This is a genomic window from Streptomyces sp. NPDC088817 (assembly GCF_044750345.1).
Lineage (GTDB): Bacteria > Actinomycetota > Actinomycetes > Streptomycetales > Streptomycetaceae > Streptomyces.
Genome location: NZ_JBIVJN010000028.1, coordinates 22,438 through 45,361, shown reverse-complemented (window position 1 = coordinate 45,361; position 22,924 = coordinate 22,438). Strand labels below are relative to the sequence as shown.

23 protein-coding genes are annotated in these 22,924 nt (G+C 73.4%); 9 read left to right on the top strand and 14 right to left on the bottom strand.

The annotated features are described in order from the left end of the window. Positions 1-140 precede the first annotated feature (140 nt). The 3 genes from ACIP4X_RS34085 to ACIP4X_RS34075 all read left to right on the top strand — a co-directional run bounded on the left by ACIP4X_RS34085 (position 141) and on the right by ACIP4X_RS34075 (position 2,505). The gene (locus ACIP4X_RS34085) at positions 141-791 is read left to right on the top strand and encodes a class I SAM-dependent methyltransferase (protein ID WP_358737330.1); all 651 of its coding nucleotides are present in this window, start codon (positions 141-143) and stop codon (positions 789-791) included. Positions 792-951: 160 nt separating this feature from the next. Then, entirely contained in the window at positions 952-1,908 is a 957-nt protein-coding gene (locus tag ACIP4X_RS34080) for an LLM class F420-dependent oxidoreductase (protein WP_401352187.1), read from the top strand. Positions 1,909-1,932: 24 nt separating this feature from the next. Next, positions 1,933-2,505, top strand: coding sequence for a cysteine hydrolase family protein (locus ACIP4X_RS34075; RefSeq protein ID WP_401352184.1), 573 nt, complete (start codon positions 1,933-1,935; stop codon positions 2,503-2,505). A 376-nt stretch (positions 2,506-2,881) separates the two neighbouring features. Here the strand turns inward: ACIP4X_RS34075 and ACIP4X_RS34070 are convergent, their stop codons facing one another. The 6 genes from ACIP4X_RS34070 to ACIP4X_RS34045 form a co-directional block, all read right to left on the bottom strand. Further along, positions 2,882-3,289 (bottom strand): monovalent cation/H+ antiporter complex subunit F, encoded by a 408-nt coding sequence (locus tag ACIP4X_RS34070; protein WP_401352181.1) that lies wholly within the window; start codon positions 3,287-3,289, stop codon positions 2,882-2,884. Further along, positions 3,286-3,738, bottom strand: a complete 453-nt coding sequence (locus tag ACIP4X_RS34065; protein ID WP_401352178.1) for a hypothetical protein — start codon at positions 3,736-3,738, stop codon at positions 3,286-3,288. Before ACIP4X_RS34065 ends, ACIP4X_RS34070 begins: the two co-directional genes overlap by 4 nt. 36 nt (positions 3,739-3,774) lie before the next feature. Beyond that, the gene (locus tag ACIP4X_RS34060; RefSeq protein ID WP_358737339.1) at positions 3,775-3,942 is read right to left on the bottom strand and encodes a hypothetical protein; all 168 of its coding nucleotides are present in this window, start codon (positions 3,940-3,942) and stop codon (positions 3,775-3,777) included. 2 nt (positions 3,943-3,944) lie between these two features. Continuing rightward, entirely contained in the window at positions 3,945-4,277 is a 333-nt protein-coding gene (locus ACIP4X_RS34055) for a plasmid stabilization protein (RefSeq protein WP_358737341.1), read from the bottom strand. A 2-nt stretch (positions 4,278-4,279) separates the two neighbouring features. Continuing rightward, a complete protein-coding gene (locus tag ACIP4X_RS34050; RefSeq protein ID WP_358737343.1) occupies positions 4,280-5,344 on the bottom strand; it encodes an SDR family oxidoreductase in 1,065 nt (354 codons plus the stop codon). Between the two features lie 75 nt (positions 5,345-5,419). Beyond that, a complete protein-coding gene (locus tag ACIP4X_RS34045; RefSeq protein ID WP_401352173.1) occupies positions 5,420-7,180 on the bottom strand; it encodes a glycoside hydrolase family 15 protein in 1,761 nt (586 codons plus the stop codon). 193 nt (positions 7,181-7,373) lie between these two features. On the opposite strand from ACIP4X_RS34045, the gene ACIP4X_RS34040 reads away from it, so the two are divergent. Together ACIP4X_RS34040 and ACIP4X_RS34035 are read left to right on the top strand one after the other, a co-directional pair. Further along, complete coding sequence (locus ACIP4X_RS34040) at positions 7,374-8,009, top strand: TetR/AcrR family transcriptional regulator (RefSeq protein WP_358737346.1); 636 nt, start codon at positions 7,374-7,376, stop codon at positions 8,007-8,009. Between the two features lie 34 nt (positions 8,010-8,043). Continuing rightward, positions 8,044-9,717: an FAD-binding dehydrogenase gene (locus ACIP4X_RS34035; RefSeq protein ID WP_391460177.1), complete on the top strand. Its 1,674-nt coding sequence runs from the start codon at positions 8,044-8,046 to the stop codon at positions 9,715-9,717. Positions 9,718-9,762: 45 nt separating this feature from the next. Here ACIP4X_RS34035 and ACIP4X_RS34030 read toward each other — a convergent pair whose 3' ends face one another. Next, positions 9,763-10,116 (bottom strand): DUF488 family protein, encoded by a 354-nt coding sequence (locus ACIP4X_RS34030; protein ID WP_358737349.1) that lies wholly within the window; start codon positions 10,114-10,116, stop codon positions 9,763-9,765. Positions 10,117-10,237: 121 nt separating this feature from the next. Further along, positions 10,238-11,452: a saccharopine dehydrogenase C-terminal domain-containing protein gene (locus ACIP4X_RS34025; protein WP_358737351.1), complete on the bottom strand. Its 1,215-nt coding sequence runs from the start codon at positions 11,450-11,452 to the stop codon at positions 10,238-10,240. Positions 11,453-11,563: 111 nt separating this feature from the next. Here ACIP4X_RS34025 and ACIP4X_RS34020 point away from each other — a divergent pair, with 111 nt between their 5' ends. Continuing rightward, positions 11,564-12,319, top strand: a complete 756-nt coding sequence (locus ACIP4X_RS34020) for a TetR/AcrR family transcriptional regulator (RefSeq protein WP_358737353.1) — start codon at positions 11,564-11,566, stop codon at positions 12,317-12,319. A 39-nt stretch (positions 12,320-12,358) separates the two neighbouring features. Further along, a complete protein-coding gene (locus tag ACIP4X_RS34015) occupies positions 12,359-13,666 on the top strand; it encodes an MFS transporter (protein ID WP_401352167.1) in 1,308 nt (435 codons plus the stop codon). Between the two features lie 16 nt (positions 13,667-13,682). Here the strand turns inward: ACIP4X_RS34015 and ACIP4X_RS34010 are convergent, their stop codons facing one another. From ACIP4X_RS34010 to ACIP4X_RS33995, 4 genes are all read right to left on the bottom strand, one after another. Next, positions 13,683-14,135 carry a cyclic nucleotide-binding domain-containing protein gene (locus ACIP4X_RS34010; protein ID WP_358737357.1) on the bottom strand — a complete coding sequence of 151 codons (453 nt, stop codon included), beginning with the start codon at positions 14,133-14,135 and terminating at the stop codon, positions 13,683-13,685. Positions 14,136-14,284: 149 nt separating this feature from the next. Next, the gene (locus ACIP4X_RS34005; RefSeq protein WP_358737395.1) at positions 14,285-15,295 is read right to left on the bottom strand and encodes a cytochrome d ubiquinol oxidase subunit II; all 1,011 of its coding nucleotides are present in this window, start codon (positions 15,293-15,295) and stop codon (positions 14,285-14,287) included. 41 nt (positions 15,296-15,336) lie between these two features. Further along, complete coding sequence (locus ACIP4X_RS34000) at positions 15,337-16,746, bottom strand: cytochrome ubiquinol oxidase subunit I (protein ID WP_401352198.1); 1,410 nt, start codon at positions 16,744-16,746, stop codon at positions 15,337-15,339. A 237-nt stretch (positions 16,747-16,983) separates the two neighbouring features. Next, complete coding sequence (locus ACIP4X_RS33995; RefSeq protein ID WP_401352163.1) at positions 16,984-17,205, bottom strand: 3-deoxy-D-manno-octulosonic acid transferase; 222 nt, start codon at positions 17,203-17,205, stop codon at positions 16,984-16,986. 272 nt (positions 17,206-17,477) lie between these two features. On the opposite strand from ACIP4X_RS33995, the gene ACIP4X_RS33990 reads away from it, so the two are divergent. Both ACIP4X_RS33990 and ACIP4X_RS33985 read left to right on the top strand, forming a co-directional pair. Next, positions 17,478-18,362 (top strand): SigB/SigF/SigG family RNA polymerase sigma factor, encoded by an 885-nt coding sequence (locus ACIP4X_RS33990; protein ID WP_358737363.1) that lies wholly within the window; start codon positions 17,478-17,480, stop codon positions 18,360-18,362. A 77-nt stretch (positions 18,363-18,439) separates the two neighbouring features. After that, on the top strand, positions 18,440-18,871 hold the full coding sequence (locus ACIP4X_RS33985) for a hypothetical protein (RefSeq protein WP_358737365.1): 432 nt from the start codon (positions 18,440-18,442) through the stop codon (positions 18,869-18,871). A 38-nt stretch (positions 18,872-18,909) separates the two neighbouring features. Here the strand turns inward: ACIP4X_RS33985 and ACIP4X_RS33980 are convergent, their stop codons facing one another. Both ACIP4X_RS33980 and ACIP4X_RS33975 read right to left on the bottom strand, forming a co-directional pair. Further along, a complete protein-coding gene (locus ACIP4X_RS33980; RefSeq protein ID WP_401352159.1) occupies positions 18,910-21,222 on the bottom strand; it encodes an FUSC family protein in 2,313 nt (770 codons plus the stop codon). 95 nt (positions 21,223-21,317) lie between these two features. Then, positions 21,318-22,682, bottom strand: coding sequence for an NAD(P)/FAD-dependent oxidoreductase (locus ACIP4X_RS33975; protein WP_358737369.1), 1,365 nt, complete (start codon positions 22,680-22,682; stop codon positions 21,318-21,320). Between the last annotated feature and the right edge of the window lie 242 nt (positions 22,683-22,924).

Here is a 22,924-nt window from a genome sequence, read left to right as displayed (position 1 = left end):
CTCTTTCCGTGTTCGCTCGTCGCGCCGGAGGACGATGGAGGCGCGCGGGACGGGATGACGAAGCGCCTCCTGCTGCCGTTCAGCAGCATAGCCGCATACTTGCGTGTTCGTGCAAGTAGTGGGCTCTAGGCTTCTCGCTCGTGACCCGATCCTTCTCCCACCTCGACGCGACCGCCGACGCCTACAGCGCCGTCGCCGTCCTCTACGCCGACCTCTTCCGCCACGCGCTCGACGCGCTTCCACTGGACCGCGCGGTGATCCGCGCGTTCGCCGAGCTGGCCCGGACCACCGGAGCCGGGCCCGTCGCCGATCTGGGCTGCGGCCCCGGACCGGTCACCGCGCACCTGCGGGACCTGGGCCTCGACGTGTTCGGCGTCGACCTGTCACCGGTGATGATCAAGCTGGCCCGCGAGGCCTACCCCGACCTGCGGTTCGAGGTCGGCTCCATGGACGCCCTCGACCTGGCCGACGGCACCCTGGGTGGCATCGTGGCCTGGTATTCGGTCATTCACGCCCCGCCGCGCGACCTTCCCGCGTACCTTGCCGAGTTCCGGCGGGTGCTCGCGCCGGGCGGCCACCTCCTGCTCGGCTTCTTCGAGTCGGAGGGGGAGCCGGTCACACCGTTCGACCACAAGGTGACGACGGCCTACCGGTGGCCGATCGACGACCTCGCGCAGCTGGCCGGGGCGGCCGGGTTCGCCGAGACCGGCCGGATGCTGCGCGAGCCCGGCGAGGGGGAGCGGTTCCGCCGGGGCCACCTGCTGATGAGCGCGGCCCAGGACCCCGAGTGAGCGGCGGCCGGCCCGGCTCCCCGTCCCCGAAGCGGCAGGGCACCGGGCCGGCGGCACCGCCGTGCTGGCGGTCCCCGCGGCCACGACGTGCGCCCCGGCCCGTTCCGGGTACTCGGCAACACCGTCGCAGAGCCGCAGGAACGACCGGTCAGGAGCGCTGATGGCTGACTTCGGATACTTTCTGTCGTCCGAGGAGCACAACCCGGCAGAACTCGTCGAACAGGCCAGGATGGCCGAGCAGGCCGGTTTCACCTCCCTGTGGATCTCGGACCACTACCACCCGTGGAACGACCGCCAGGGACAGAGCCCGTTCGTGTGGTCGGTGGTGGGCGCCCTCTCCCAGGCGGTCTCCCTGCCGGTGGAGACGGCGGTGACCTGCCCACTGGTGCGCACGCATCCCGCCGTGATCGCGCAGGCGGCCGCCACCAGCGCCGTACAGCTCGGCGGCCGGTTCCGGCTGGGGGTCGGCACCGGTGAGGCGCTCAACGAGCACATCCTGGGCGGCCCCTGGCCCGAGACCTCGGTGCGCCTGGAAATGCTGGAGGAGGCGCTCCAGATCATCCGGAAGCTGTTCACCGGCGAACAGACCAGCCATCGCGGCAAGCACTACACCGTGGAGAACGCCCGCCTGTACACCCTGCCCGAGCAGCCGGTGCCCGTCGACGTCTCCGCGTTCGGCCCGCAGGCAGCCGAGGCCGCCGCGCGGATCGGCGACGGTCTGATCACGACGAAGCCCGACCCCGCCCTCGTCGAGCGCTTCCGGCGTGGTGGCGGCGGCACCCACCCGGTGTGCGGCGGGCTCAAGGTGTGCTGGGGCACGGACCGGCAGGAGGCCGTCCGCACCGCGCACCGTCTGTGGGCCAACGAACAGCTTCCCGGGGAGCTGCCGCAGGTCCTGCCCACCCCGCGTCACTTCGAGCAGGCGTGCGAGCTGGTCTCCGAGGACCAGGTGGCGGCGGCCGTCCCGTGCGGCGACGATCCGGAGGCCCATGTCGAGGGGCTGCACGCCTACGTGGAGGCCGGGTTCGACACGGTCTACGTCAGTCAGATCGGCAAGGACCAGCAGGGCTTCTTCGATTTCTACCGCACCAAGGTCCTGCCGCGGCTCCGCGACTGACCGACGTACGAGGTGGTGGACGCGGTGCCCGGGCCCACGGACCGGGGGCGACGGCAGGGTGGACGCGCGCTGATCGTGATCGACATGATCAACACGTACGACCACGAGGACGCCGAACTGCTTCTCCCCTCCGCCCGCCGGGTGGTTCCCGTCGTGGCGCGCCTGATCGGGCGGGCCCGCGCCGCGGACGCGCCGGTGATCTACGCCAACGACAACTTCGGGCTGTGGCGCTCCCACCACGGGGAGCTGGTGGAGACCGCGCTCGCCCGCTCGCACGCCGAACTGGTGGAGCCGATACGGCCCGACGACGACTCGCTGTTCGTGGTCAAGGCCCGCCATTCGGTCTTCTACGAGACGCCGATGTCCTATCTGCTGTGGCAACTGGAGATCGGGACCGTGGTGCTGTGCGGTCAGGTCACCGAGCAGTGCGTGCTCTACTCCGCCCTGGACGCGCACATCCGCCATCTGTCGGTCACGGTGCCGAGGGACGCCGTCGCGTCCATCCACCCCCACCTGGAGGCGGCGGCCCTGGAGATGATGGAGCGCAACATGGGCGCCAGGATCGTCACGGCCGACGAAGTGGACTTCACGTCATGACGCCGCCCCGTCCCGCGTGCGTGGGGGACCGGCTCAGGACTGGGCGGCGAGCGCGGCGCACAGCACCGCGATGCCGAGGGCGAGCCAGGCCAGATAGTCGCCGAGGCGTCCCGAATGCAGGTGGCGCACTGCAGGGTGGCCCCGAGGACGGTGCCGAAGAGGATGGACTCCTCGCCGAGGGTGTCGAAGGCGCGGATGTCGAAGTTCACGGACGAGACGACGTTGGCCGTGTGCCGGGCGATCGCCGCCGCCACCGCCCGGTCGCCGTAGGGGTGCCGGGCCGACCGGAACCGCGGGAGCCGGAGGCAGGCGCCGGTGAAGAAGGCGGCGATCACCGCGGCGGAGACCAGGAAGAGGAATAGCCGGGTGCGCGCCGTCACTCCCGGCCCTCGCCGTCGCCCGTGCCGGCAAGGTCGCCGGCGCCGCTGGAGCGGCGGGCGACCTTGCGGACGGTGAGGAGGATCAGCAGCGGGGTCAGCGCGGTGCCGACGGCCAGCTGGGACAGCGCCACGTCCGTCGGACGGGTCTCGTGGCGGCTGCCCGCCACGAAGCGGGTGAAGACGAGGGTGCCGGCCGGGGCCAGGACGGCCAGCATCAGCGCGAGGTCCTGGTAGGCGGGCCGGTGGTAGGCCTGCGGCAGGACGAGGAACACCGCGCCCACCGTGGTCGGCAGCAGCGCGGCCCCGGTGAGACGGCGGACCGCGGTGCCGCGGGACACCACCCACAGGTACGCGGGCACCGTGTCGGCCACCAGGACCAGCGCGGCCGCCGTCCAGGTGTTCACCGCCTCCCGTCCGTCCCGGCCACCGCCGCCTCGACCGGCCCCGCGTCCGGTCGCAGGGCGTGCACCAGCACCACGTCGTCGCCCGGGATTCCGATCACGCAGGTGTCCGGCGACGCGGCGATCAGCGTGCCGGCCCATGCCGCGTCCGCTCCGGGCCGCAGCCTTACCCACCGCACGGTCGCCTCCGCGGGACGCGCGGCCACGGAGGACACCAGGACGGCCGGGCCGCGCGCGAGCCCGTACGGCAGCGCGAGGGCGGCGCGGGCCGCGTGGCGGAACCCCGTGACCCGCACCCCGCCGGCCGGGCGCATCCGCCGTGCCGCGAACGCCCCGGCCAGTGCGGCCAGGCCGGCCACCGTCAGTTCGACGGGCGACACGGTGCTGATCGACACCACCGTCACGCCGGTCAGCACCGCCCACCACAGCGGACGGCGGCGTGTCCCGGGCATCACCCGCATGGCTGAACGCCGTCGAGCGGCCAGGAGTCAGTCGGGCGGCTCCGGCGGGCGGGGCCGTACGGGCTCGGGCGGCGCGGCCGGCTCCGGGCCGGGCTCCGCCGGACGGGGCGGAGCGGACGGCTCGGGCGGCGGCACGGGCGTGCCGGGCGGCGCCGGCGGGTCGCGGGGAACGGGCGGCTCGGCCACGGAGACCATGATCACGACTCCTGGCGCCCGAGGGCGTCCCGCAGTTGCGCCTTGGTCATCTTCGAGCGGCCGTGGATGTCGCGCTGCCTGGCCTCGTTGTAGAGCTGGTCGTAGGTGGGGCCCTGGGCGCCGCTGTGCGAGCGCTGCCCGCCGCGGCGGGAGGAGGACATGTCCTGGAGCGAGGTCCGGCTGGCGGTCCTCGACTCCCCGTGCCGGGCGCGTTCCTTGTTCACGGTCCGGGCGGCGATCTCCTCGGCGCGCCCCTCCGTCTCGCCGCGCTCCAGCGCGCTTTCCCTGATGTGCTCGTACTGCCGTTCCCGCTTGGGGCTCGATCCGCGGGGCATGGTCACACGCTCCTGTCCTGTGCTCGGAGGGCCCGGGTGCCCCGCATCCGTGCCGCGAACCCGGCGCCGAGCCGGGGCACGGCCGCTGCCGCGCGTCGGGCACCGTCCGCGGCGGTGCCGAGGGTGTGCGCGGCCCGCTGCTGGACGCTGCGGGCACGGGCCCGTCCGTCGAACCGGCCGTGCGCTCCGAAGTCCCGTCGTGCGTCCGCCGGTTGGAAGAGGTTGTCCGGCTCCCCGGCCTGCCTCGGGTGGCCGTCCTGCTGGGAGGAGAAGCCGGTGCGGGCCAGGTAGCGGTCCAGCAGGCCCGGTACGACGGCGTTCGCCAGCAGGGTGGCGACGGTGCTGCCGCCGACCCAGTACTCGCGCCTGCCCGGGTGGTCGGCGGCGTACAGCACGGCGCGGGCGGCGACCTCGGGCTGGTAGATCGGCGGCACCGGCTGCGCCCGTTCGGGCAGGCGTGAGCGGACCCAGTCGAACTGCGGGGTGTTCACCGCGGGCATCTGCACCATGGTGGTGCGCACCCGCGTGCCGGAGGCGAGCAGCTCGCAGCGCAGCGCCTCGTGCCAGCCCTGGATGGCGTGCTTGGCGCCGCTGTAGGCGCTCTGCAGCGGGATGCCGCGATAGGCGATCGCCGAGCCGACCTGCACGACGACACCCCGGTCGCGGGGCAGCATCCGGCGCAGCGCGGCGCCGGTGGCGTAGACGTAGCCGAGGTAGGTGACCTCGGTGACGCGCCGGAACTCGTCCGGGGCGATCTCGGTGAAGGGCGCGAAGACCGAGGCGAACGCGTCGTTGACCCATACGTCGACGGGGCCGAGCTCCTCCTCGGCGCGCCGGGCCGCGGCCTCCACCGCCTCCGGGTCGGCCGTGTCCGCCTCGATGGCGACCGCCTTCGCGGCACCTGCCCGCTCGGCCTCGCGCACCGCGCCGTCGAGGCCGGCCCGGCCGCGGGCGATCAGCGCCACCCGGTCCCCGCGGGCGGCGAACGCGACCGCGACCGCGCGGCCGATCCCGCCACTGGCTCCGGTCACCACCACGGTGCGGCAATCGGGTTCGTCAGATGTCATACGGTCCGGTTCTCCTCGATGCGCGGGGGCAAACGGAGGGGCGGGGACGCGGCCGCCGGGCCGGTCGTGGCCGGGTCAGTCCGCGCCGGCGAGCGTGGTGGCGGCCTCCAGGAGCAGGGCGTGGACGAACGCCTGCGGCAGATTGCCGCGCAGTTGGCGCTGGGCGACGTCGAACTCCTCCGCGTACAGTCCGGCGGGGCCGCAGGCGGCCCGGTTGCGTTCGAACCAGCGCACCGCCTCCACGGCGTCGCCCTGCTGGTGCTCGGCCAGGGCCATGACGAACCCGCAGAGCAGGAAGGCCCCTTCGGCGTCCTGGAGCGGTCGCGCGTCGTGCCGGAAGCGGTAGACGAAGTGGTCCTGGACGAGGTCGGCGCGGACCGTGCGCAGGGTGGCGAGGGTACGGGGGTCCCCGGCGGTCACGGCGCCGCGCAGGGCGGGCAGCAGGAGCGCCGTGTCGACACGGGGGTCGGTCGGGGAGCGTTGCCAGCGGCCGGACGGATGCAGGCTGTCGGCGGCGGTGCCGGCGACGATCCGGTCCGCGAGCGCCGCCCACCGCGCCGCCGTCCCGGCGCTGCCCGAGGGCGCCACTGCCGCGGCGGCGCGCAGTCCCGCCGCGCAGATCAGCCGGCTGTGCGCCCAGCGGTCCGTGTGCAGTTCCCAGATCCCGGCGTCCCCGTCCCGGTGGCGGGCCTCGATGGCGTCGGCGGCGATGAACGCGGCGCGCCAGGCCTCGGCGCCGATACGGTCGTGGCGGGCGCCGGCCGCGATCAGCAGCAGGACCTCACCGAACACGTCCAGCTGGAACTGGCGGTTGACCCGGTTGCCGACGACGTCGAAGCCGCCCGGGTAGCCGGGCAGGTCGAGGGTGCGCTGGTCGGGCACCGGCCCGCCCGTCGCAGCGTAGGCGGGCGCGAGACCGGGGCCGTGTTCGATCAGGCGTTCGGTGACGAACCGTACCGAGCCGTCCAGGAGTTCGTAGGGGCCGGTCGCCGCGGCGGACTGGCCGATGTAGGCCTGGTCGCGGATCCACACGTACCGGTAGTCGTAGTTGCGGCCCTGCTCGGCCCGCTCCGGCAGGCTGGTCGTCGCGGCGGCCACGGTGCCGCCGCCCGGGCCCGTCATGCCGCTGAGCACCGCGTACGCGTGCCGGGCGTCGCGCACGCCCAGCGCGCCGCGCAGATCGGGCACACGCGCCGCCCATCCGGACTCGGTGGCCCGCCACAGCCGGTCGGCCGGCTCGGGCGCGGGCAGCGGCAGGTCCGAGATCTCCAGGACGAGATCGTGGTGGGTACCGGCGGCCAGGCGCAGCTCCGCGCCCAGCCCCGGGTGGTCCGGGTCCGCCGGTCCGGCGCCGGGCGCGCCCGTGAACCGGAGGTGCAACTCGCCCGCCCGGCCCGTCCACCGGCCCTCCTCGTCCCGGTGCGGTTCGTTCAGCGGCCACCGTCCGAACCCCGCCGCCGGGTGGAGCCGTACGCCGACCCTGGCGTCCCCGTCGACGGCCATGACCCGGCGCAGCACCGTGAGGCGGTGCGGATCGCCGGGGAGGGCGAGGGCCTCGCGGCACTCGACGATGCCGCCGGTCGTGATCCAGCGGCTGCGCCAGATCAGCCCGCCCTGCTCGTAGTAGCCGCCGTGCACGAACGGCTCGGCGGGCGCGACGGTGTACCAGCCGGGGCCGCCGATCAGGGCGGCGAAGACGGCCTCGCTGTCCCAGGCGGGCGCGCACATCCACACGAGGTCGCCGCGCGGCCCCACCAGGGCGCCGCGCTCGCCGTCCGCGAGCAGGGCGTAGTCGCGCAGCGTGTGCGGGGCGGGTACGTCGCCGGACGAGTTCACGGTTCCCACTCCTTCCCGGCCCCGGCGCGCCCGCGGTACCCGGTCGGCCGCCGTGACGTGCACACGGCCCACCGGCCCGACTGACCACGGGCGCCGCGGCGAAACCTCGCTCCCCTTCGGGCACTCCTTGTTCGCGGCCCTTTCGATACATCAGCGCATCGGATACATTCCTGTATCGAACGGGGGTGGCGACATGACGGTCGAGGGCACGGAGAAGCGCGTCACCCGGCGCCGGCAGCGAACGCGGGCCAACCTGCTCGACGCCGCCTTCACGGTGTTCGCCGCCAAGGGCTTCGGCCGAGTGTCGATCGAGGAGGTCTGCGAGGCCGCCGGCTACAGCAGGGGCGCCTTCTACTCCAACTTCGCCACCCTCGACGAGCTGTTCTTCGCCCTGTACCGGGAACGGGCCGAGCTGATCGCCGACCAGGTGGCCGGGGCGCTCGCCCTCGACGGCCCCGACCTCGACGTGCCCGCCGCCGTCGACCGGGTCACCGACGTCCTGCTCCTCGACCGGGACTGGCTCCTGGTCAAGACGGACTTCCTGGTGCACGCGGCCCGCGACACGGCCGTGGCCCGGACGCTGCTGGAGCACCGCGCACGGCTGCGCCGTGCCGTCGCCGACCGGCTCGCCCGCGCCCGCACCCCGCTGCCCGCCGTCCTCGGCGACGCCGAAGACGCCGCCCACGCGGTCGTCGCCGCGTACGACGGAGTCACCACCCAATTGCTGCTCGACCGGGACGTCGAGGGCGCCCGCGCCTGGCTCGGACAACTGCTCACGGCGCTGCTCACCGACGGCGGCACCGCCGCACGCAACACCCGGGACGCTTAGAAAGCCCAGGAAACCGAGGAAGGGGACGGTCACCATGGACGCCGACGTCATCGTCGTCGGAGCAGGCCTGGCGGGCCTGGTCGCGGCGCACGAACTGACCAGCCGGGGCCGCAGGGTCGCCCTCGTCGACCAGGAGAACGCCGCCAACCTCGGCGGCCAGGCCTACTGGTCCTTCGGCGGGCTGTTCCTCGTCGACACCCCGCAGCAGCGCAGACTCGGCGTCAAGGACTCCTTCGAGCTGGCCTGGAACGACTGGCAGGGCAGTGCCCGGTTCGACCGGCTCGGCGACGAGGACTCCTGGGCGGTGCGCTGGGCGCGCGCCTACGTCGAGTTCGCGGCGGGGGAGAAGCGGTCCTGGCTCGAAGGGCACGGCATCAGGCTGCTGCCCACGGTCGGCTGGGCCGAGCGCGGCGACCTGCGCGCCGACGGCCACGGTAACTCCGTACCCCGCTTCCACATCGCCTGGGGCACCGGCACGGGCGTCGTGGAACCCTTCGCCGCGTACGCCCTCCAGGCCGCGCGCGACGGGCTGCTCACCTTCCACCACCGTCACCGGGTCGACGAACTCGTGGTCCAGGACGGCGCCGTCCAGGGCGTGCGGGGCACGGTCCTCGCCGAGGACGACGCGCCCCGGGGCGTCGCCTCCAACCGCGAGGAGACCGGCGCGTTCGAGCTCACCGCGCAGGCCGTCGTCGTCACCAGCGGCGGCATCGGCGCCGACCACGGCCTGGTGCGCCGCCACTGGCCGAAGCGGCTCGGCACCCCGCCGTCCCGGATGGTCACCGGCGTCCCGGCGTACGTCGACGGCCGGATGCTGGACATCAGCGAGGAGGCCGGCGCACGGCTGGTCAACCGCGACCGCATGTGGCACTACACCGAGGGACTGCGGAACTGGAACCCGGTCTGGCCCGGCCACGGCATCCGCATCCTGCCCGGCCCCTCCTCCCTCTGGCTGGACGCCCTCGGCCGCCGGCTGCCCGACCCGTGCCTGCCCGGCTACGACACGCTCAGCACCCTCAGACACCTGCGCACCACCGAGGACATCGCCGGGTACGACCACTCCTGGTTCGTGCTGAGCCGCAGGATCGTCGAGAAGGAGTTCGCCCTGTCGGGCTCCGAGCAGAACCCCGACATCACGGCCGGGGACCGCAGGGCCGTGCTGCGCGACCGGCTGCTCGGCAAGGGCGCGCCCGGCCCCGTACGGGACTTCCTGCGGCACGGCGAGGACTTCCTGATCGCCCGCACCCTGGAGCAACTGGTCGAGAAGATGAACCAGTCGACCGGCAAGCCCCTCCTGGACGCCGCCGGAGTGCGGCGCCTGATCGAGGCCCGCGACCTCCAGATCGCCAACCCCTACAGCAAGGACACCCAGGTCCAGGGCATCCACAACGCCCGCCGCTACATCGGCGACCGCCTCGGCCGGGTGGCCGCCCCGCACCGCCTCCTGGACCCGGCGGCAGGACCGCTGATCGCCGTCAAGCTGCACATCCTCACCCGCAAGACGCTCGGCGGCATCCAGACCGACCTGGACTCGCGCGCCCTCGGCCGGGACGGGCAGGCGATCGACGGCCTCTACGCGGCCGGTGAGGTCGCCGGCTTCGGCGGCGGCGGCGTCCACGGCTACAACGCCCTGGAGGGCACCTTCCTCGGCGGGTGCCTGTTCTCCGGACGTGCGGCGGGACGCGCCGCCGCACGCCAGACCGCCTGAACGGGTGTCACGGCCCGCCCCCGCACGGCGCGGAGGCGGGCCGGCTCACTTCCTCTTCAGCAGATCGGCCAGCACCGAGGCCTGGCTCTGCTCCGGGTGCTTGGAGGCCGTCAGCAGGGTCACCCCGCCACGGCGGGCCAACTTCCTGATCTGGTCGAGGAGTTCGGCCGCCTCCGGCTCGGCCAGTTCGGCCTCGTAACGGCGCTGGAACTCCTCGTACGACCCCTCGCCGCCGTGATACCAGCGGCGCAGCTCGGTGGACGGCGTCATGGCCTTCGGCCACTCGTCGATGTGCGCGTCCTCCTTGGAGACCCCGCGCGGCCAGAGCCGGTCGACCAGGACCCGCACGCCGTCCTCGGACTCGGGCGGATCGTAGATGCGGCGCACACGGACGCTCACGGCCGGGCCTTCCTCGGGGGTGCGGGGGACTCTGCCCGGAGCGTACAGCGGTACGCCCCGGACCCGGCCGCACCCCGCGGGCGAGGAGGCCCGGCACGACCCGGACGGCGCCGGGGCGCGCTCACTGCTCGCGGACGCCCCACGGCGAGCCGTACTCCGTCAGCAGGTCCAGGAAGGGGCGGGCCGGGAACGCCTCGGGGCCCAGCACGCCCGCTCCCGACCAGACGCCGGTGGCCAGCAGCTCCAGGGCGACCACGGGGTTGACCGCCGTCTGCCACACCACCGCCTGGCATCCGTACTCGGCCATGGACCACTCGTTGTCGACCACGTGGTACAGGTACACCTCGCGGGGCGCGCCGTCCCGGGTGCCGCGCACCCAGGTGCCCGCGCAGGTCTTGCCGCGCATCCGCTCGCCCAGGGTCGCCGGGTCGGGCAGACAGGCGGCGACGACGTCACGCGGCGAGACGGCGACCGGCCCGTCCGGGCCCGGCACGGTGACCGGCTCGGTGCGGTCCAGACCCAGCAGGTGCAGCGTCTTGAGGGTGTCGATGAACTCGCGGCCCAGACCGTACTTGAAGGTCACCCGCCGCGCGTCGACCCAGCGCGGGACCAGCAGCACCTCCTCGTGCTCCACGTTCACGCACTCGACCTCGCCGATGCCCTCGGGGAAGTCGAACACCTCCGGCTCGCTGAACGGCTCGGTGGTGAACCAGCCGCGCCCCGCCTCGTACACCACCGGCGGGTTCAGGCACTCCTCGATGGTGGTCCAGATACTGAAGGACGGCGCGAAGTCGTAGCCGTCGACGGTCAGGTTCGCGCCGTCGCGGACGCCGATCTCCTCGATCCCGTCGAAGAGTTCGTCGGCGGCGTACCGCGCGAACACGTCGGACAGGCCCGGCTCCACCCCCATGCCGACCAGCGCCAGCGCGCCGGCCTTCTCCCACTCCTCGGCCAGCGCGAACTGCTCGTCGCCCAGCCTGACCCCGCACTCCTCGTACGGCCGCTCGGGGTGCGGCCGGGACAGGGACATCGCCATGTCGAGGTAGCCGGCGCCGGCCGTGCGGGCCGCGCGGAACAGCGGCATCACGAAGCGCGGATCGGTCGCGTTCAGCAGCACGTCGCAGCGGTGCCGGGCAAGCAGGTCCGCCACCGCCGCCTCGTCGCTCGCGTCGACGCGCTCGGCGGTGAACCGGGCGTCGTCCACGGCCGCCACGGCGGACTCGGCCCGCCCCCGGTCGTAGTCCGCGACGACCATCGACTCAAGGAACGGACGACGGGCCACGATCCGGGTGATCGCCGTACCCACACCACCGGCACCCACGAGCAGTACACGCATGACCTGGACTCCCTCTCGGCTTTTCTTCGCTGAGCGTCGATGACAACGCCGCGCGGCACGTAAGGTCAATGGCGTTGGCATAAGACTGGCGAGGAGTCCGAGGAGGTCGGGATGCCGAAACCGGTGGTCCCCGAGGAGAAGCGACGGCGCCGCCGCCCCACCCGGAGCGGCACCGTGCTGTCCGAGACACTGATCGTCGACACCGCGCTCCGGCTGCTGCGGGAGCACGGCAGCGTGGGACTGACCGCCCGCCGCCTCGGCCTGGCGCTCGACTGCGACCCGAGCACCCTCTACCGCTACTTCCGCGGCATGGACGACCTCACCCTGGCGATCGGGGACGCGCTCATCGGCCGGGCGCTGGCCGGCTGGGAGCCGAGCGGGCGGTGGCGGGCCGACCTGCGCGAGGTGGGCCTGCGCATCCACTCCGCGTACACCGCGCATCCGCAGGCCGCGGTGGTCACCGCCAACCGCGTCTCCGGCCGGACCCACGAACTGGCCGCCGACGAGGCGGTCCTGGGCGTGCTGCGCGGCGCCGGTTTCCCGCTGCCCGACACGGTGCGGATCTACCACGCCTTCGTCGACCAGACCCTCGCCTTCGCCGCGCTCGACGCCGCCTCCCTGGCCCTGCCGAGCGCCGCCCTGCGTGCCGACGAGGAGATGTGGCGCTCGACCTACGCCCGGCTGCCCGCCACCACGCATCCGCGCATCGCCGAGGCGGCGCCCCTGCTCGCCACCCGCATGGTCATCAGCGCCTACCCGACCGCCCTCGACATGCTGCTCGACAGCGCGGCCGCCCGACTGGAGCGCGTGCGCGCGAGCGGTCCGGATCCGAAGGGTCCGGGGACCCGGCCGCTGCTGCGACACTGAACACCGCACCGATAGATGTAACGAACAACCAGGAAGCCCGTGGACACCAGCGAGAGCACCGGCAGCAGCACCGCACCGCACAGCGACGCCCCCGACCCGTCCGGAGCGGGCCGGCGAGGCTGGCGCCGCTGGGCCATGGACACCCGGCCGCTGCGCCGCCCCGCCTTCCGCCGGCTGTGGTCCTCGACCATCGTGACCGCGGTCGGCAGCCAGCTCACCGCCGTCGCCGTGCCCAAGCAGATCTACGACAGCACCGGCTCCTCGGCCTGGGTCGGCTACGCCAGCCTCGCGGGCCTGGTCCCGATGGTCGTGTTCGCGCTGTGGGGCGGCGCCGTGGCCGACACGGTGGACCGCCGCAAGCTGCTGCTGGTCACCAACAGCGGTATCGCCGTCACCTCGCTGCTGTTCTGGCTGCAGGCCGCGGCCCGGTTCGACTCGGTCGTGGTGCTGATGGTGCTGCTCGCCGTGCAGCAGGCCTTCTTCGGACTGAACTCACCGGCCCGCAACGCCTCCATCGCCCGGCTGGTCCCGGCCGGGGAACTGCCCGCCGCCAACGCCCTCGGGTCGACCGTCATGCAGACCGGCCTGGTGGCGGGCCCGCTGCTGGCCGGCGTGCTCATCCCCGTCATCGGGCTGCCCGAGCTGTACCTCATCGACGCCGTGGCGCTGTGCCTCACCGTGTGGGCGGTATGGCGCCTGCCCGCGCTGCCGCCCCTGGCCGGAGCCGCCGTGCGCCGCGCGGGGGTGCGGGAGATAGCCGACGGCTTCCGCTACATCTCCGGGCACAAGGTGCTGCTGCTGTCGTTCCTCGCCGACATCATCGCCATGGTCTTCGGCATGCCCCGCGCCCTGTTCCCGCAGCTCGCCGCCGAGACGTACGCCTCCTACGGGCAAGGGCACGCGCTCGGCCTGCTGTTCGCGGCCATCCCGGTGGGCGCCGTGGTCGGCGGGCTGTTCTCCGGCGCCTTCTCCCGGGCGCGCCGGCACGGCTGGATGGTGATCGGCGCGGTCACCGCCTGGGGCGCGGCCGTCACCGGGTTCGGGCTGAGCCGCAGCCTGTGGTTCGCGGTGGTGTTCCTGGCGGCCGCCGGAGTCGCCGACATGGTCTCCATGGTGTTCCGCGGCGCCATCCTGCTGTCCGCCGCCACCGACGAGATGCGCGGCCGGATGCAGGGCGTCTTCACGGTCGTCGTCGCGGGCGGTCCCCGCCTCGCGGACGTACTGCACGGCACGGCCGGCTCGGCCTTCGGCCCGCGCATGGCGGTGGCCGGCGGCGGCCTGCTGGTGGTCGCCCTGATGCTGGGCCTGGCGGCGGCCGTCCCCGCGCTGCGCCGCTACCGGATCTGACCCAGCGGTCGACGGGTCAGTGGGTGCGCCGGGGGATGGTGTACTGCTCCAGGAGCTTGCCCCGGGTCAGCTCCAGCCGGTGGGCGAGGACCTCGGCGACGGTCCGCACCAGCGACAGCCCGAGCAGCGGATCCTCCACGGACAGCGCGAGAACCGCCGAGGCGTCGAACTCGTAGGCGCGGACCTGGCTGAACGCCGACGCCCCGAAGTCCCACTGGTACGGCGGGAACAGCCAGGACCAGCCGAGCAGGTCGCCCGCGCCGAGGGACGCCACCGTCACCCGGCGGGTGGGCGTCACCTGCTGGTCCAGGTGCACGGCCCCGGAGCGGATGACCCAGAAGCGGTCGGCCGTGCCCCCCGCCTCGAAGATCCTCGTGTCCTCGGGGAAGGAGACTTCGCGCGCGACCTCCATCAGCCGTTCGCGTTGTTTCTGGGGGAGGGCGGTCAGCAGTTTTATCGCTTTGGTCATGACCCGAAGCTCCTCGCCGGCGATGGGTTCCCCGCATGTGCCTCCTCCCCATTTCAGCCGCTGCGGATCCCTCGGGCACCTCGGCGGAGACGACTTCTCAGCCGTCCTCACGCGCGGGGACGGCTCGTCACTCTCCGCTCATCCTCCGCTCACCGCGACGAGGGCTGTCCGGCCGACCCACGCTGGAAGGTGGCGTACAGCAGCCACAGCGAGGGGACCAGGAGCACCGCGCCGACGCCCAGCGACACCAGGACCGCCGTCAGCACGGAGGAGGTCGCCGCGGCCTGCGCGACGGTGGTGCCGCCGACCAGCATGGCCGGGTACTGGGCGGCTCCCCACGCCCACAGGATCGCCGCGACCGCCAGGGCGGCGGCCCCGCGGGCGGCCACGAAACGCCGCCGGGCAGACAGGCCGAGGCCGGCGAGCCCGGCCACCGCGCTGACGATCACCAGGGGCAGCGCCCGGTGGGTCAGCCCGTGGAACAGCGCCGGGGCGTCCGCGTGCAGCACCGCGATCCCGGCGAGGGCCACGACTCCGGCCGCCAGCCCGCTGAGTACGGCGTCGCGGGCGAAGGCCGCCGCCAGCTCCGGCCGGCCCTCGCGGTCCGCGTCGGCGCACAGGTACACCGCCGCCAGGTGCGCACAGGCCACCACCGCCAGCACCCCGCCCAGCACCGACGTCGGATTGAGCCAGCCGGTGATCACGTCGCCCGCCGCGAGCCCCGGCGGCACGCGCCCGGATGCCACACCGCCGGCGACCGTGCCGAGGAAGAACGGCGTGAGCAGCGAGGACAGCGCGAAGCACGCCCCGAACAGCCGCTGCTGCCACAGCTCGGTACTGGCCTTGCGGAAGGCGAAGGCGGCGCCCCGCGCGATGATGCCGAGAGCGGCCAGGGTCAGCGGGATGTACAGCGTCGACATCACGGCGGCGAACACCGGGGAGAACGCCGACCACAGCAGCACCACCACGAAGATCAGCCACACATGGTTGGCCTCCCACACCGGCCCGATGCTGTGCTCGATCAGCGCGCGCCGGGGCCTGCCCCGCTCGGCCCCGCCGGCCAGCAGGTCCCACACCCCGGCGCCGAAGTCCGCCCCGCCGAACAGGGCGTAGCAGGTCAGGCCCAGCCACATCACGGCGAGCGCCGCGTCCGCGAGCACGGTCACCTCCAGGGGGTCGTACGGCGGGGCCCGGCGGGGCCTCACACGACGGGGTAGCCGGTGACGTCCGCCTCCTGCGGGGCCTGCGGCACCGGGGTGCCCCGGGCCAGGCGGCGCAGGACGTACACGGTGGCCGCGGTCATGGCGGCGTACACCAGCAGCACCAGCCACAGGCCGGTCATCAGCCCCGGGGCGGGGTTGACGGCGTCCCGCACGCTCATCACGCCCCACACGATCCACGGCTGGCGGCCCAGTTCGGTCACGGTCCAGCCGCACTCCAGCGCCACCACGGCGGCCGGGCCGGCGACGGCGGCGAGCGCCAGGAACGCGCGGGGCGTGCCCAGCTCCCCTCCGCCGGTGCGGCGGCGGTGCCACCACTGCCACAGCAGCCACACGCCCATGAGCAGCAGGAAGAAGCCGATGGCGACCATCAGGTCGAAGGCCCAGTGCACACCGGTGACCGGCGGACGCAGGGCGACCGGTACGCGGTCCAGGCCCTGTACGACGGTGCCGGGACGGTAGCCGACCAGCAGCGACAGCCCGTCGGGGACCTCCAGGCCGTACTTCAGCCTGTTGTCGCCCGCGATGCCGCCGATGGTCAGCGGGACATGGGAGCCGGTGCGGTACACGCCCTCGATCGCGGCCAGCTTCGTCGGCTGGTAACGGGACAGGAAGCGTGCCGCCCAGTCGCCCACGACGATCTGGAACGGGGCCACGATCACGCCCAGCGTGAACGGGATGAAGAAGCCGGCCCGGTGGTAGGCGTCCCGGCGCCCGCGCAGCAGGGCCACCGCGTACACGGCGGCGGCCAGGAACGAGGCCACCATGAAGGCCGCGAGGATCATGTGCACGGTCTGCGGGGGACTGGCCGGGTTGAGCATCGCCGCCCACGGGTCGACGTGCACCACCTTGCCGTCGCGCAGGGTGAAGCCGCGCGGCTGGTTCATCCACGCGTTGGCGCACACCACGAAGAAGGCCGAGGCGGTGCCCGCGACGACGATGGGGATGCCGGTCAGCAGATGGCGGCGGGGCGGCAGCCGGTCCCAGGCGTACAGATAGATCCCGAGGAAGATCGCCTCCAGGAAGAAGGCGATGCCCTCCAGGGCGAACGGCAGCCCGATCACCTGGCCGAACCGGCCCATCAGCCCGGGCCACAGCAGCCCCATCTCGAAGCTGAGGATGGTCCCGGACACGGCGCCCACCGCGAAGAGCACGCCCATGGCGCGCGCCCACCGGCGGGCGAGCAGCCGGTGGGCCGGATTCCCGGTGCGGATGCCGTACCACTCCGCGAGCAGGGTCAGCACCGGCAGCCCGACCCCGAGGCAGGCCACGATGATGTGCCAGGCGAGGGAGAACCCCATCTGCGCCCGCGCCGCCGCGAGGTCTCCCTCCGTCGCGCGGCGTACCGCGTCCACGGCGAGTACCGCCGGACCGGAGAGCAGAGCGCGCATCACGAGGACTGCCAGTACCCGGCTGAAGCTGCCCGAACCGGGATTCTTCGCCCATTTTCCGGGTGATCGCATGGAAAAAGCCCTGGCTGGACGGGGGAAGCCAGCCAGGGCCGTACAGGGCGGCTTGCGGGGGACACGCCGGGTCGACCCCGCCGCCGCGTATGGGTGAACCGTAAACCATCCATGAGTGTTTCGCGCAGCCGGAGCAGGGTCACGTGAGCGGACTCACTCCGCCCCTCAGCTCCGGTCGGGATGCCGGCCCGGGACCAGGATCTCGTCCAGCACCCTCAGGACGGCCTCGTAGGTCAGGACGCGTACGGCCGCCTCGCGCGCGGCGTCCGGATCCGTCGCCCCGAGGGTGTCGCGGCGCTCCTGCCATCGGCGTTCCTCCTGTGCCGCGCACGCCCTTGCGCGCTGGATCCGCCGCAGCAGTTCGTCCGAGTGCACCACATCCGTCATGTCCTGCACCTACCCGCTCCGACGCGCCGTGATGGCGGCGCGAAGCAGCCAGTGTGGGGCCGGGCGGGAGCCGGCGGGGGAGCGGTAGGGGAGAAGAACTGCCGGAAGCGGAGTTTGCCGCTCCCGCTGCCGGGCAGATGGAACCTCGTGCTTCGGACCGGAGGCGCGTCAGCGGAAGCTGTACCTGCTGCTCCGGGAGGTCTCCCGACGGACCGGACGGCACCACCTCTTCCGCGGTCAGTCCCTGAAACGCCGTTCAGGAGCCATACCGCATGCTCATCGACATATCGACAAGCCGCCCCGACATTCCCACGGACCCGGCGGCGCCCGCCCGCCGGCCGCACGACGACGCCCCTGACACCGCCGCCCTCTTCCAACGCCTGGCCGCCGCCGGTGACGGCCCCGAGAGGGAAGCCGTCCGCGACGAACTCGTCAGCGCGTGGCTGCCCATGGCCCACCGCATCGCCGGCCGCTTCCGCGACCGCGGCGAGTCCCTGGAGGACCTGCGGCAGGTGGCGGCACTCGGGCTGGTCAAGGCCATCGACCGGTTCGACCCGGACCGCGGCGCCTTCGAAAGCTACGCCGTGCCCACCATCACCGGCGAGGTCAAGCGGCACTTCCGGGACCGGATGTGGGCCCTTCGCGTGCCCCGCCGCGTCCAGGAACTGCGCAACAAGGTCCGGGTGGCGCGCCGCGAACTCACCCAGAACCCGGGCAGCCCCGAACCCTCGGTCGCGGCGATCGCCGCACACGCCGGACTGACGGAGGAGGAGGTCAACGCGGGGATGGAGGCGATCGACAGCTTCAGCACCCTGTCCCTGGACGCCGAACTCTCGGCCGGCGGCGACGGCTACAGCCTCGCCGACAGCCTCGGCGCGTCGGACTCCTCCTACGACACCGTCGTCGACCGCGAGTCGGCCAAGGAGGGCCTGCGCCGGCTCCCCGAACGGGAGCGTGCCATCCTCTACATGCGCTTCTTTGAGGACATGACACAAAGCCGGATCGCCGACCGGCTCGGCATCTCCCAGATGCACGTCTCCCGGCTCATCAGCCGCAGCTGCGCGCGGGTGCGCGACGAGGTGCTGGCGGAGCGGGCGAAACGCCCCGGCGACGGACCGCGAGCGGCGACCGACACCACGACCGATCCCACCCCGTGAGGGGCAGCTCTCCCCGGCTCGTGCCGCCGGTGGCCCCTTCCGTGTCTGAGCGGGCGTTCGCGGGGAACACGGAACCAATGAACGAAGACGAGCTTCCGCCCGACGGCCGGGCCGTGGAGGTTTATCTCGATCTGCTCCGCGTCCGGATGCCCGAAGAGGACTACGAACTGCTGCTCGACGTCGTCGACCCGGTGCTGCGGGCCATCGACGAACGAGGCGTGCCCTCCGCGGACTTCCCGCTGGAGGGCGCCCAGGCGCAAGGTCTTCCCCAGGAGATACGGGACGAGGCCGCGCTGGTCATCGCGACCGCCGTCACCGGCAGGCTGGACAACGAGCTGGTGGTCCTCGACATCGAGGAGACCGGCCCGGTCCGGGTGGTCACCGACGCGGCGACCGCCGCCGACCCGGCACGCCTGACCGAGATCGCCGACTACATCCGCGACCGGCACCGGGAGACCGAGGAGCTGCGGGGCATCGCCGAGGCCAGCGACCTGCCCACCGACTTCTGACGATCGCGGTGACGGGCCGGGGCACCTGCCCCGGCCCGTCACTGTGCCGGTTTCGACACCGGGACGTCCAGCGGACGGGCCAGGCCCACCACCGCCTCGTCGAGGCGCTGGAGATGCCGCAGCACCCGGTCGGTGATGCGCCCGAACCGCGGGACGCCGGGCGCACCGTCCGGCTCCAGCAGCGAGGCGATGCTCGGCCCCCGCTCGACCTCCGCGGTGGCGGACTCCTCGGTCACGTGCGCGCGGATCGTCTCGATGTTGCGGGTGATCCGGGCACACGCCTGGCGCAGCCGGGGATCCGCGGCTATCGACGGATGCGTGGGCAGCAGCTCCGCGGTCGCCGCCAGCGACCGCGCGTGGTAGGCGCAGGTCTCCAGCAGCGCCACGACGTACTGGGCGGTGTTGCGCCGGGCCCGCAGCGGGGTGATCGGATGCGTCAGCGGCTGCGTGCCCGCCCGGAGGTCGGCCAGCGCCTGGTCCAGTTCGCGCGCCCGGTCCAGCAGATCGACCACCGGACCCCCGCTGAGCTGCTCGACGGCGGCGGCCGTGACGTCCGTCAGCCGCTCCAGCACCCGGCCGAGCAGCTCGTTCGTACGGCCGTGGGTGTGCACCGGCAGCACCAGCGCGGCCGCGATGATGCCGCAGGCCGCCCCGAGCGCCGTCTCCTCCACACGCAGCACGAGCACCGCCGCGCTGTACCTGTGCAGCAGCGTGTACAGCAGCCCCAGCGCCGCGGTGACGAAGAACGACATCAGCGTGTACGACAGCGGGGCCGTGTAGAACATCGCGAAGACGAACAGCAGCACCAGGGCCAGCGCCGTCCACGTGTGCGGTCCGACCAGCCCCGCCAGCACGATCCCGGCCACCACGCCGAGCACGGTGCCCACCAGACGCCGGTAGCCCTTGACCAGGATCTCGCCCGTCGACGAGGTGTTGATGAAGACGATCCAGCAGGTCAGCACCGCCCAGTACCAGCGCTGGCCGGAGAGGAACTCGCCGCCGACGATGGCCAGCGACGAGCCCACCGCGACCTGCACGGCCGACCGCGTGGTGGGCCGCCGCCACCCGGTCGGGGCCTGCTCCTCCCGCTCGGCCTCCTCGGAGCCCTCGATGGCGGCGTTCTCCGCGTCCAGCTCCTCCCGGGAGCGGATCGTGGCCGGCGCGTCGTCGGACTCGTCCTGCGGGCCGTCCAGCGCGATCCGCAGACCCAGCACGGCCCGCGCGGTCTCGCCGATACCGCGGAAGACGTCCTGCACGGCGGGCGAGGCGGGCGGCAGGTTCTCCTCGTCCCGGTAGCCGAGGAGCCGGTTGCGCACATGCGCCAGCGCGGTCCCGCCGCCCTCCCCGACGGGCCGCAGCACGAGCAGTGCCAGCGCCCCCAGGTCGCGGCGCAGCGTCTCGGTCGCCTCGTCCCGCACCGGCAGCCGGCCGCTGGAGGGCACGGACGCGCCGGGGAGATGGAGGGTGAGCGTGTCGGTCCGCTCGGCGCTGCGGGCGTTCAGCAGAAGCAGCCCCAGCCGCTCGGCGGCGATCTCGGCGTCCGCGATCCGCCGCTGCACCAGCCGCGCCACGGCCTCGTCGGAGGTGCCGTCCGCCAGCCGCGACTGGATCATCATGGCCGTGTCGTGCAGCCGGGCCGTGCCCAGGCGCACCGCCTCCACGACCTTCTCCACCTCGTCGGGACCGGCGTCCAGCAGCTCCCGCTGCGCCGTCACCAGTTGCGCGAGCCGCACCCGGAACGCCTCGCGCAGGCGTTGCAGGACACCCGCAGGCGTCTCATACACGATCACGAACCGCACAAGGGCGCTGGAGCCGAACGCGACCGCGATCACACCGTAGAGCCCGGGCAGCGCCGACGCCGTGGCGCCGACGAACAGGGACATGAAGTAAAGCTGGAAGCCGATCAGACCGAGCGCGTTGCCGCGGTCGCCGAACCGCCGGCTGTAGACCGCGCAGAAAATCAGGACGACGAAGAAGACGTCCCCGGCCACCACGAGCGGGTTGAGCAGCGCGCCGAGCGAGACGGACACCAGCGCCACCGGAAGGCCGAGGGCGAGCGTGACCGCCTGCCGCGAGCGCTGCTTCTCCCGGATGGCGAAGGTGGCCGCCATCGACGCGATCGCCCCGGCCACCAGATGCGTCACGGGCACGCGCAGCGCGCCGAGGACGGCCAGCGTCAGCGCGATGGAGCCCGCCGTCCGTGATCCGGCCGCCAGTCGCAGCAGGCCGGGATCGGACGCCGTGAAGCGATCACGCAGCCGCGACCGGACCGGCCTCTGTGCTGCTCCCACGCCGCCGTACCCTCCCGTTTCCCGTCCCTCGTCTCCCGCCATGATCCGCCCGACCAGCATGGCACGCCACGGCCGGACCACCCGTCGCGGCCCGGCCGTGCCCGGCGGGAGAGGCCCCGCCCTGGTGCCCGCGCCCCGGTACCCGCGCCCCGGTGTCACATCTGCCGGGGGCGGGCCCCCTCGACGTGCTCCCGTACCTGCTCGGGCGTCATGTACGCGTCGGTGTACTCGAAGTCCTTCAGCTTGGCGGGCTTGCGGGCCTGGAATCCGGTGCGGACGAAATCGTCCCCCGCGACCGCGTTGAGCAGCCAGTTGGTCGCGACCCTGGTCTTGGCGACGTTCGTGCGCAGCGCCCCCAGGTGGTAGCCGCGGGCCACGGCCTGGGCCGGGACACCGCGCAGTTCCACGCCGAGCGGCTTGGAGACCGCGTCCGCGCCGCCGAGGTCGACGACGAGCCCCAGGTCCTTGTGCTCGTACGGCCGCAGGGGCTGCCCGTGCAGCGTCGCGATGAGGTTCTCGGCGACCCGCCGGCCCTGTCGCGTGGCGTGCTGCGCGGTCGGCGGGCACACGGCGCCTCCGCCCTTGGCCAGGTCGGGCACGGCGGCGGAGTCCCCGAGCGCGAACACCCCGTCGTGTCCGGGCAGGCACATCTCGGCTGTCACGGCGAGCCGGCCCCTGACCGTCTCCGCGCCGAGGGTCGCGATGAGCGGGCTGGCCACCACGCCCGCGGTCCAGATCAGGGTGTGGGTCGGCACCACCCGGCCGTCGGTGAAGGTGACCTCCTCCGGCCCGGCCTTGGCGATGGACACCCCGAGCGAGATCTCGACGCCCCGGCGGCCCAGCACCTCCTGGGCGCTGCGGCCCAGCTTGTCGCCCAGCTCCGGCATCAGCTTCGGCGCGATGTCGATCAGGTGCCACTTGATCAGCGCCGGGTTCAGCCGCGGGTAGCGCCTGACGGCGGCGTGCGTGAGGCGCTGCAGGCAGGCCGCGGTCTCGGTGCCGGCGTACCCGCCGCCGACCACCACGAACTGCAGTCGCGAGGCGCGTTCGGCCGGGTCCTCGCTGGCGTCGGCGAGGTCGAGCTGGGTGATGACGTGGTCGCGGATGTAGGCGGCCTCGGCCAGCGTCTTCATGCCGAATGCGTGGTCGAGCAGCCCCGGGATGTCGAAGGTGCGGGTGACGCTGCCGGGGGCCAGCACGAGGTAGTCGTACGGCTCGTCGACGACGCGGTCGGTGAGCGTCCGGACGACGCACACCTTGGCCTTCAGGTCCACGCCGATGGCGCCGCCCGGAATGATCCGGGTGCGGTACTTCCTGCTGCGGCGCAGGGAGATGGCGACCGACTGGGGCGTCAGCACCCCGGAGGCGACCTGGGGCAGCAGCGGCAGATAGAGCTGGTAGGACTGCGGGGTCACGAGGGTGATGTCCGCCTCGCTGGGGGAGAGCCTGCGCTCCAGACGGCGGACGCACGCCACTCCGGCGAAGCCTGCGCCGACCACCAGGATCCTGGGTCGTGTCACGATGTTTCATCCCTTCTGCGGGGCTCCGGGCGGCTGCATCGACGTCCTACCGTCTGCCCGGGGACGGCTGCTTCGCACCTCACCGGTCCATCGGGTCGATCCCGTCCGTCGAGCACCACGATGCCCCCACCGGGCCGCGCGCGCACCGGACACCGCCGTCCCCGCCGCCGGGAACGCGGCCGGACGGCGGGGGCCGCCCCGGCGGGTTCCCGGGATCCGCTGTCCTATGGGCCGTCCCGGCC

Excerpts from the sequence above, each read along its gene's own strand:
- ACIP4X_RS34060 (WP_358737339.1), bottom strand. The coding sequence starts at position 3,942 with ATGGTCTCCGTGGCCGAGCCGCCCGTTCCCCGCGACCCGCCGGCGCCG.
- ACIP4X_RS33980 (WP_401352159.1), bottom strand. The coding sequence starts at position 21,222 with ATGCTGGTCGGGCGGATCATGGCGGGAGACGAGGGACGGGAAACGGGA.
- ACIP4X_RS34080 (WP_401352187.1), top strand. The coding sequence starts at position 952 with ATGGCTGACTTCGGATACTTTCTGTCGTCCGAGGAGCACAACCCGGCA.
- ACIP4X_RS34000 (WP_401352198.1), bottom strand. The coding sequence starts at position 16,746 with ATGCGCGCTCTGCTCTCCGGTCCGGCGGTACTCGCCGTGGACGCGGTA.
- ACIP4X_RS34025 (WP_358737351.1), bottom strand. The coding sequence starts at position 11,452 with ATGCGTGTACTGCTCGTGGGTGCCGGTGGTGTGGGTACGGCGATCACC.
- ACIP4X_RS33995 (WP_401352163.1), bottom strand. The coding sequence starts at position 17,205 with ATGACGGATGTGGTGCACTCGGACGAACTGCTGCGGCGGATCCAGCGC.
- ACIP4X_RS34065 (WP_401352178.1), bottom strand. The coding sequence starts at position 3,738 with ATGCCCGGGACACGCCGCCGTCCGCTGTGGTGGGCGGTGCTGACCGGC.
- ACIP4X_RS34020 (WP_358737353.1), top strand. The coding sequence starts at position 11,564 with ATGCCGAAACCGGTGGTCCCCGAGGAGAAGCGACGGCGCCGCCGCCCC.
- ACIP4X_RS34055 (WP_358737341.1), bottom strand. The coding sequence starts at position 4,277 with ATGCCCCGCGGATCGAGCCCCAAGCGGGAACGGCAGTACGAGCACATC.
- ACIP4X_RS34050 (WP_358737343.1), bottom strand. The coding sequence starts at position 5,344 with ATGACATCTGACGAACCCGATTGCCGCACCGTGGTGGTGACCGGAGCC.
- ACIP4X_RS34010 (WP_358737357.1), bottom strand. The coding sequence starts at position 14,135 with ATGACCAAAGCGATAAAACTGCTGACCGCCCTCCCCCAGAAACAACGC.
- ACIP4X_RS33990 (WP_358737363.1), top strand. The coding sequence starts at position 17,478 with ATGCTCATCGACATATCGACAAGCCGCCCCGACATTCCCACGGACCCG.
- ACIP4X_RS34035 (WP_391460177.1), top strand. The coding sequence starts at position 8,044 with ATGGACGCCGACGTCATCGTCGTCGGAGCAGGCCTGGCGGGCCTGGTC.
- ACIP4X_RS34040 (WP_358737346.1), top strand. The coding sequence starts at position 7,374 with ATGACGGTCGAGGGCACGGAGAAGCGCGTCACCCGGCGCCGGCAGCGA.
- ACIP4X_RS33985 (WP_358737365.1), top strand. The coding sequence starts at position 18,440 with ATGAACGAAGACGAGCTTCCGCCCGACGGCCGGGCCGTGGAGGTTTAT.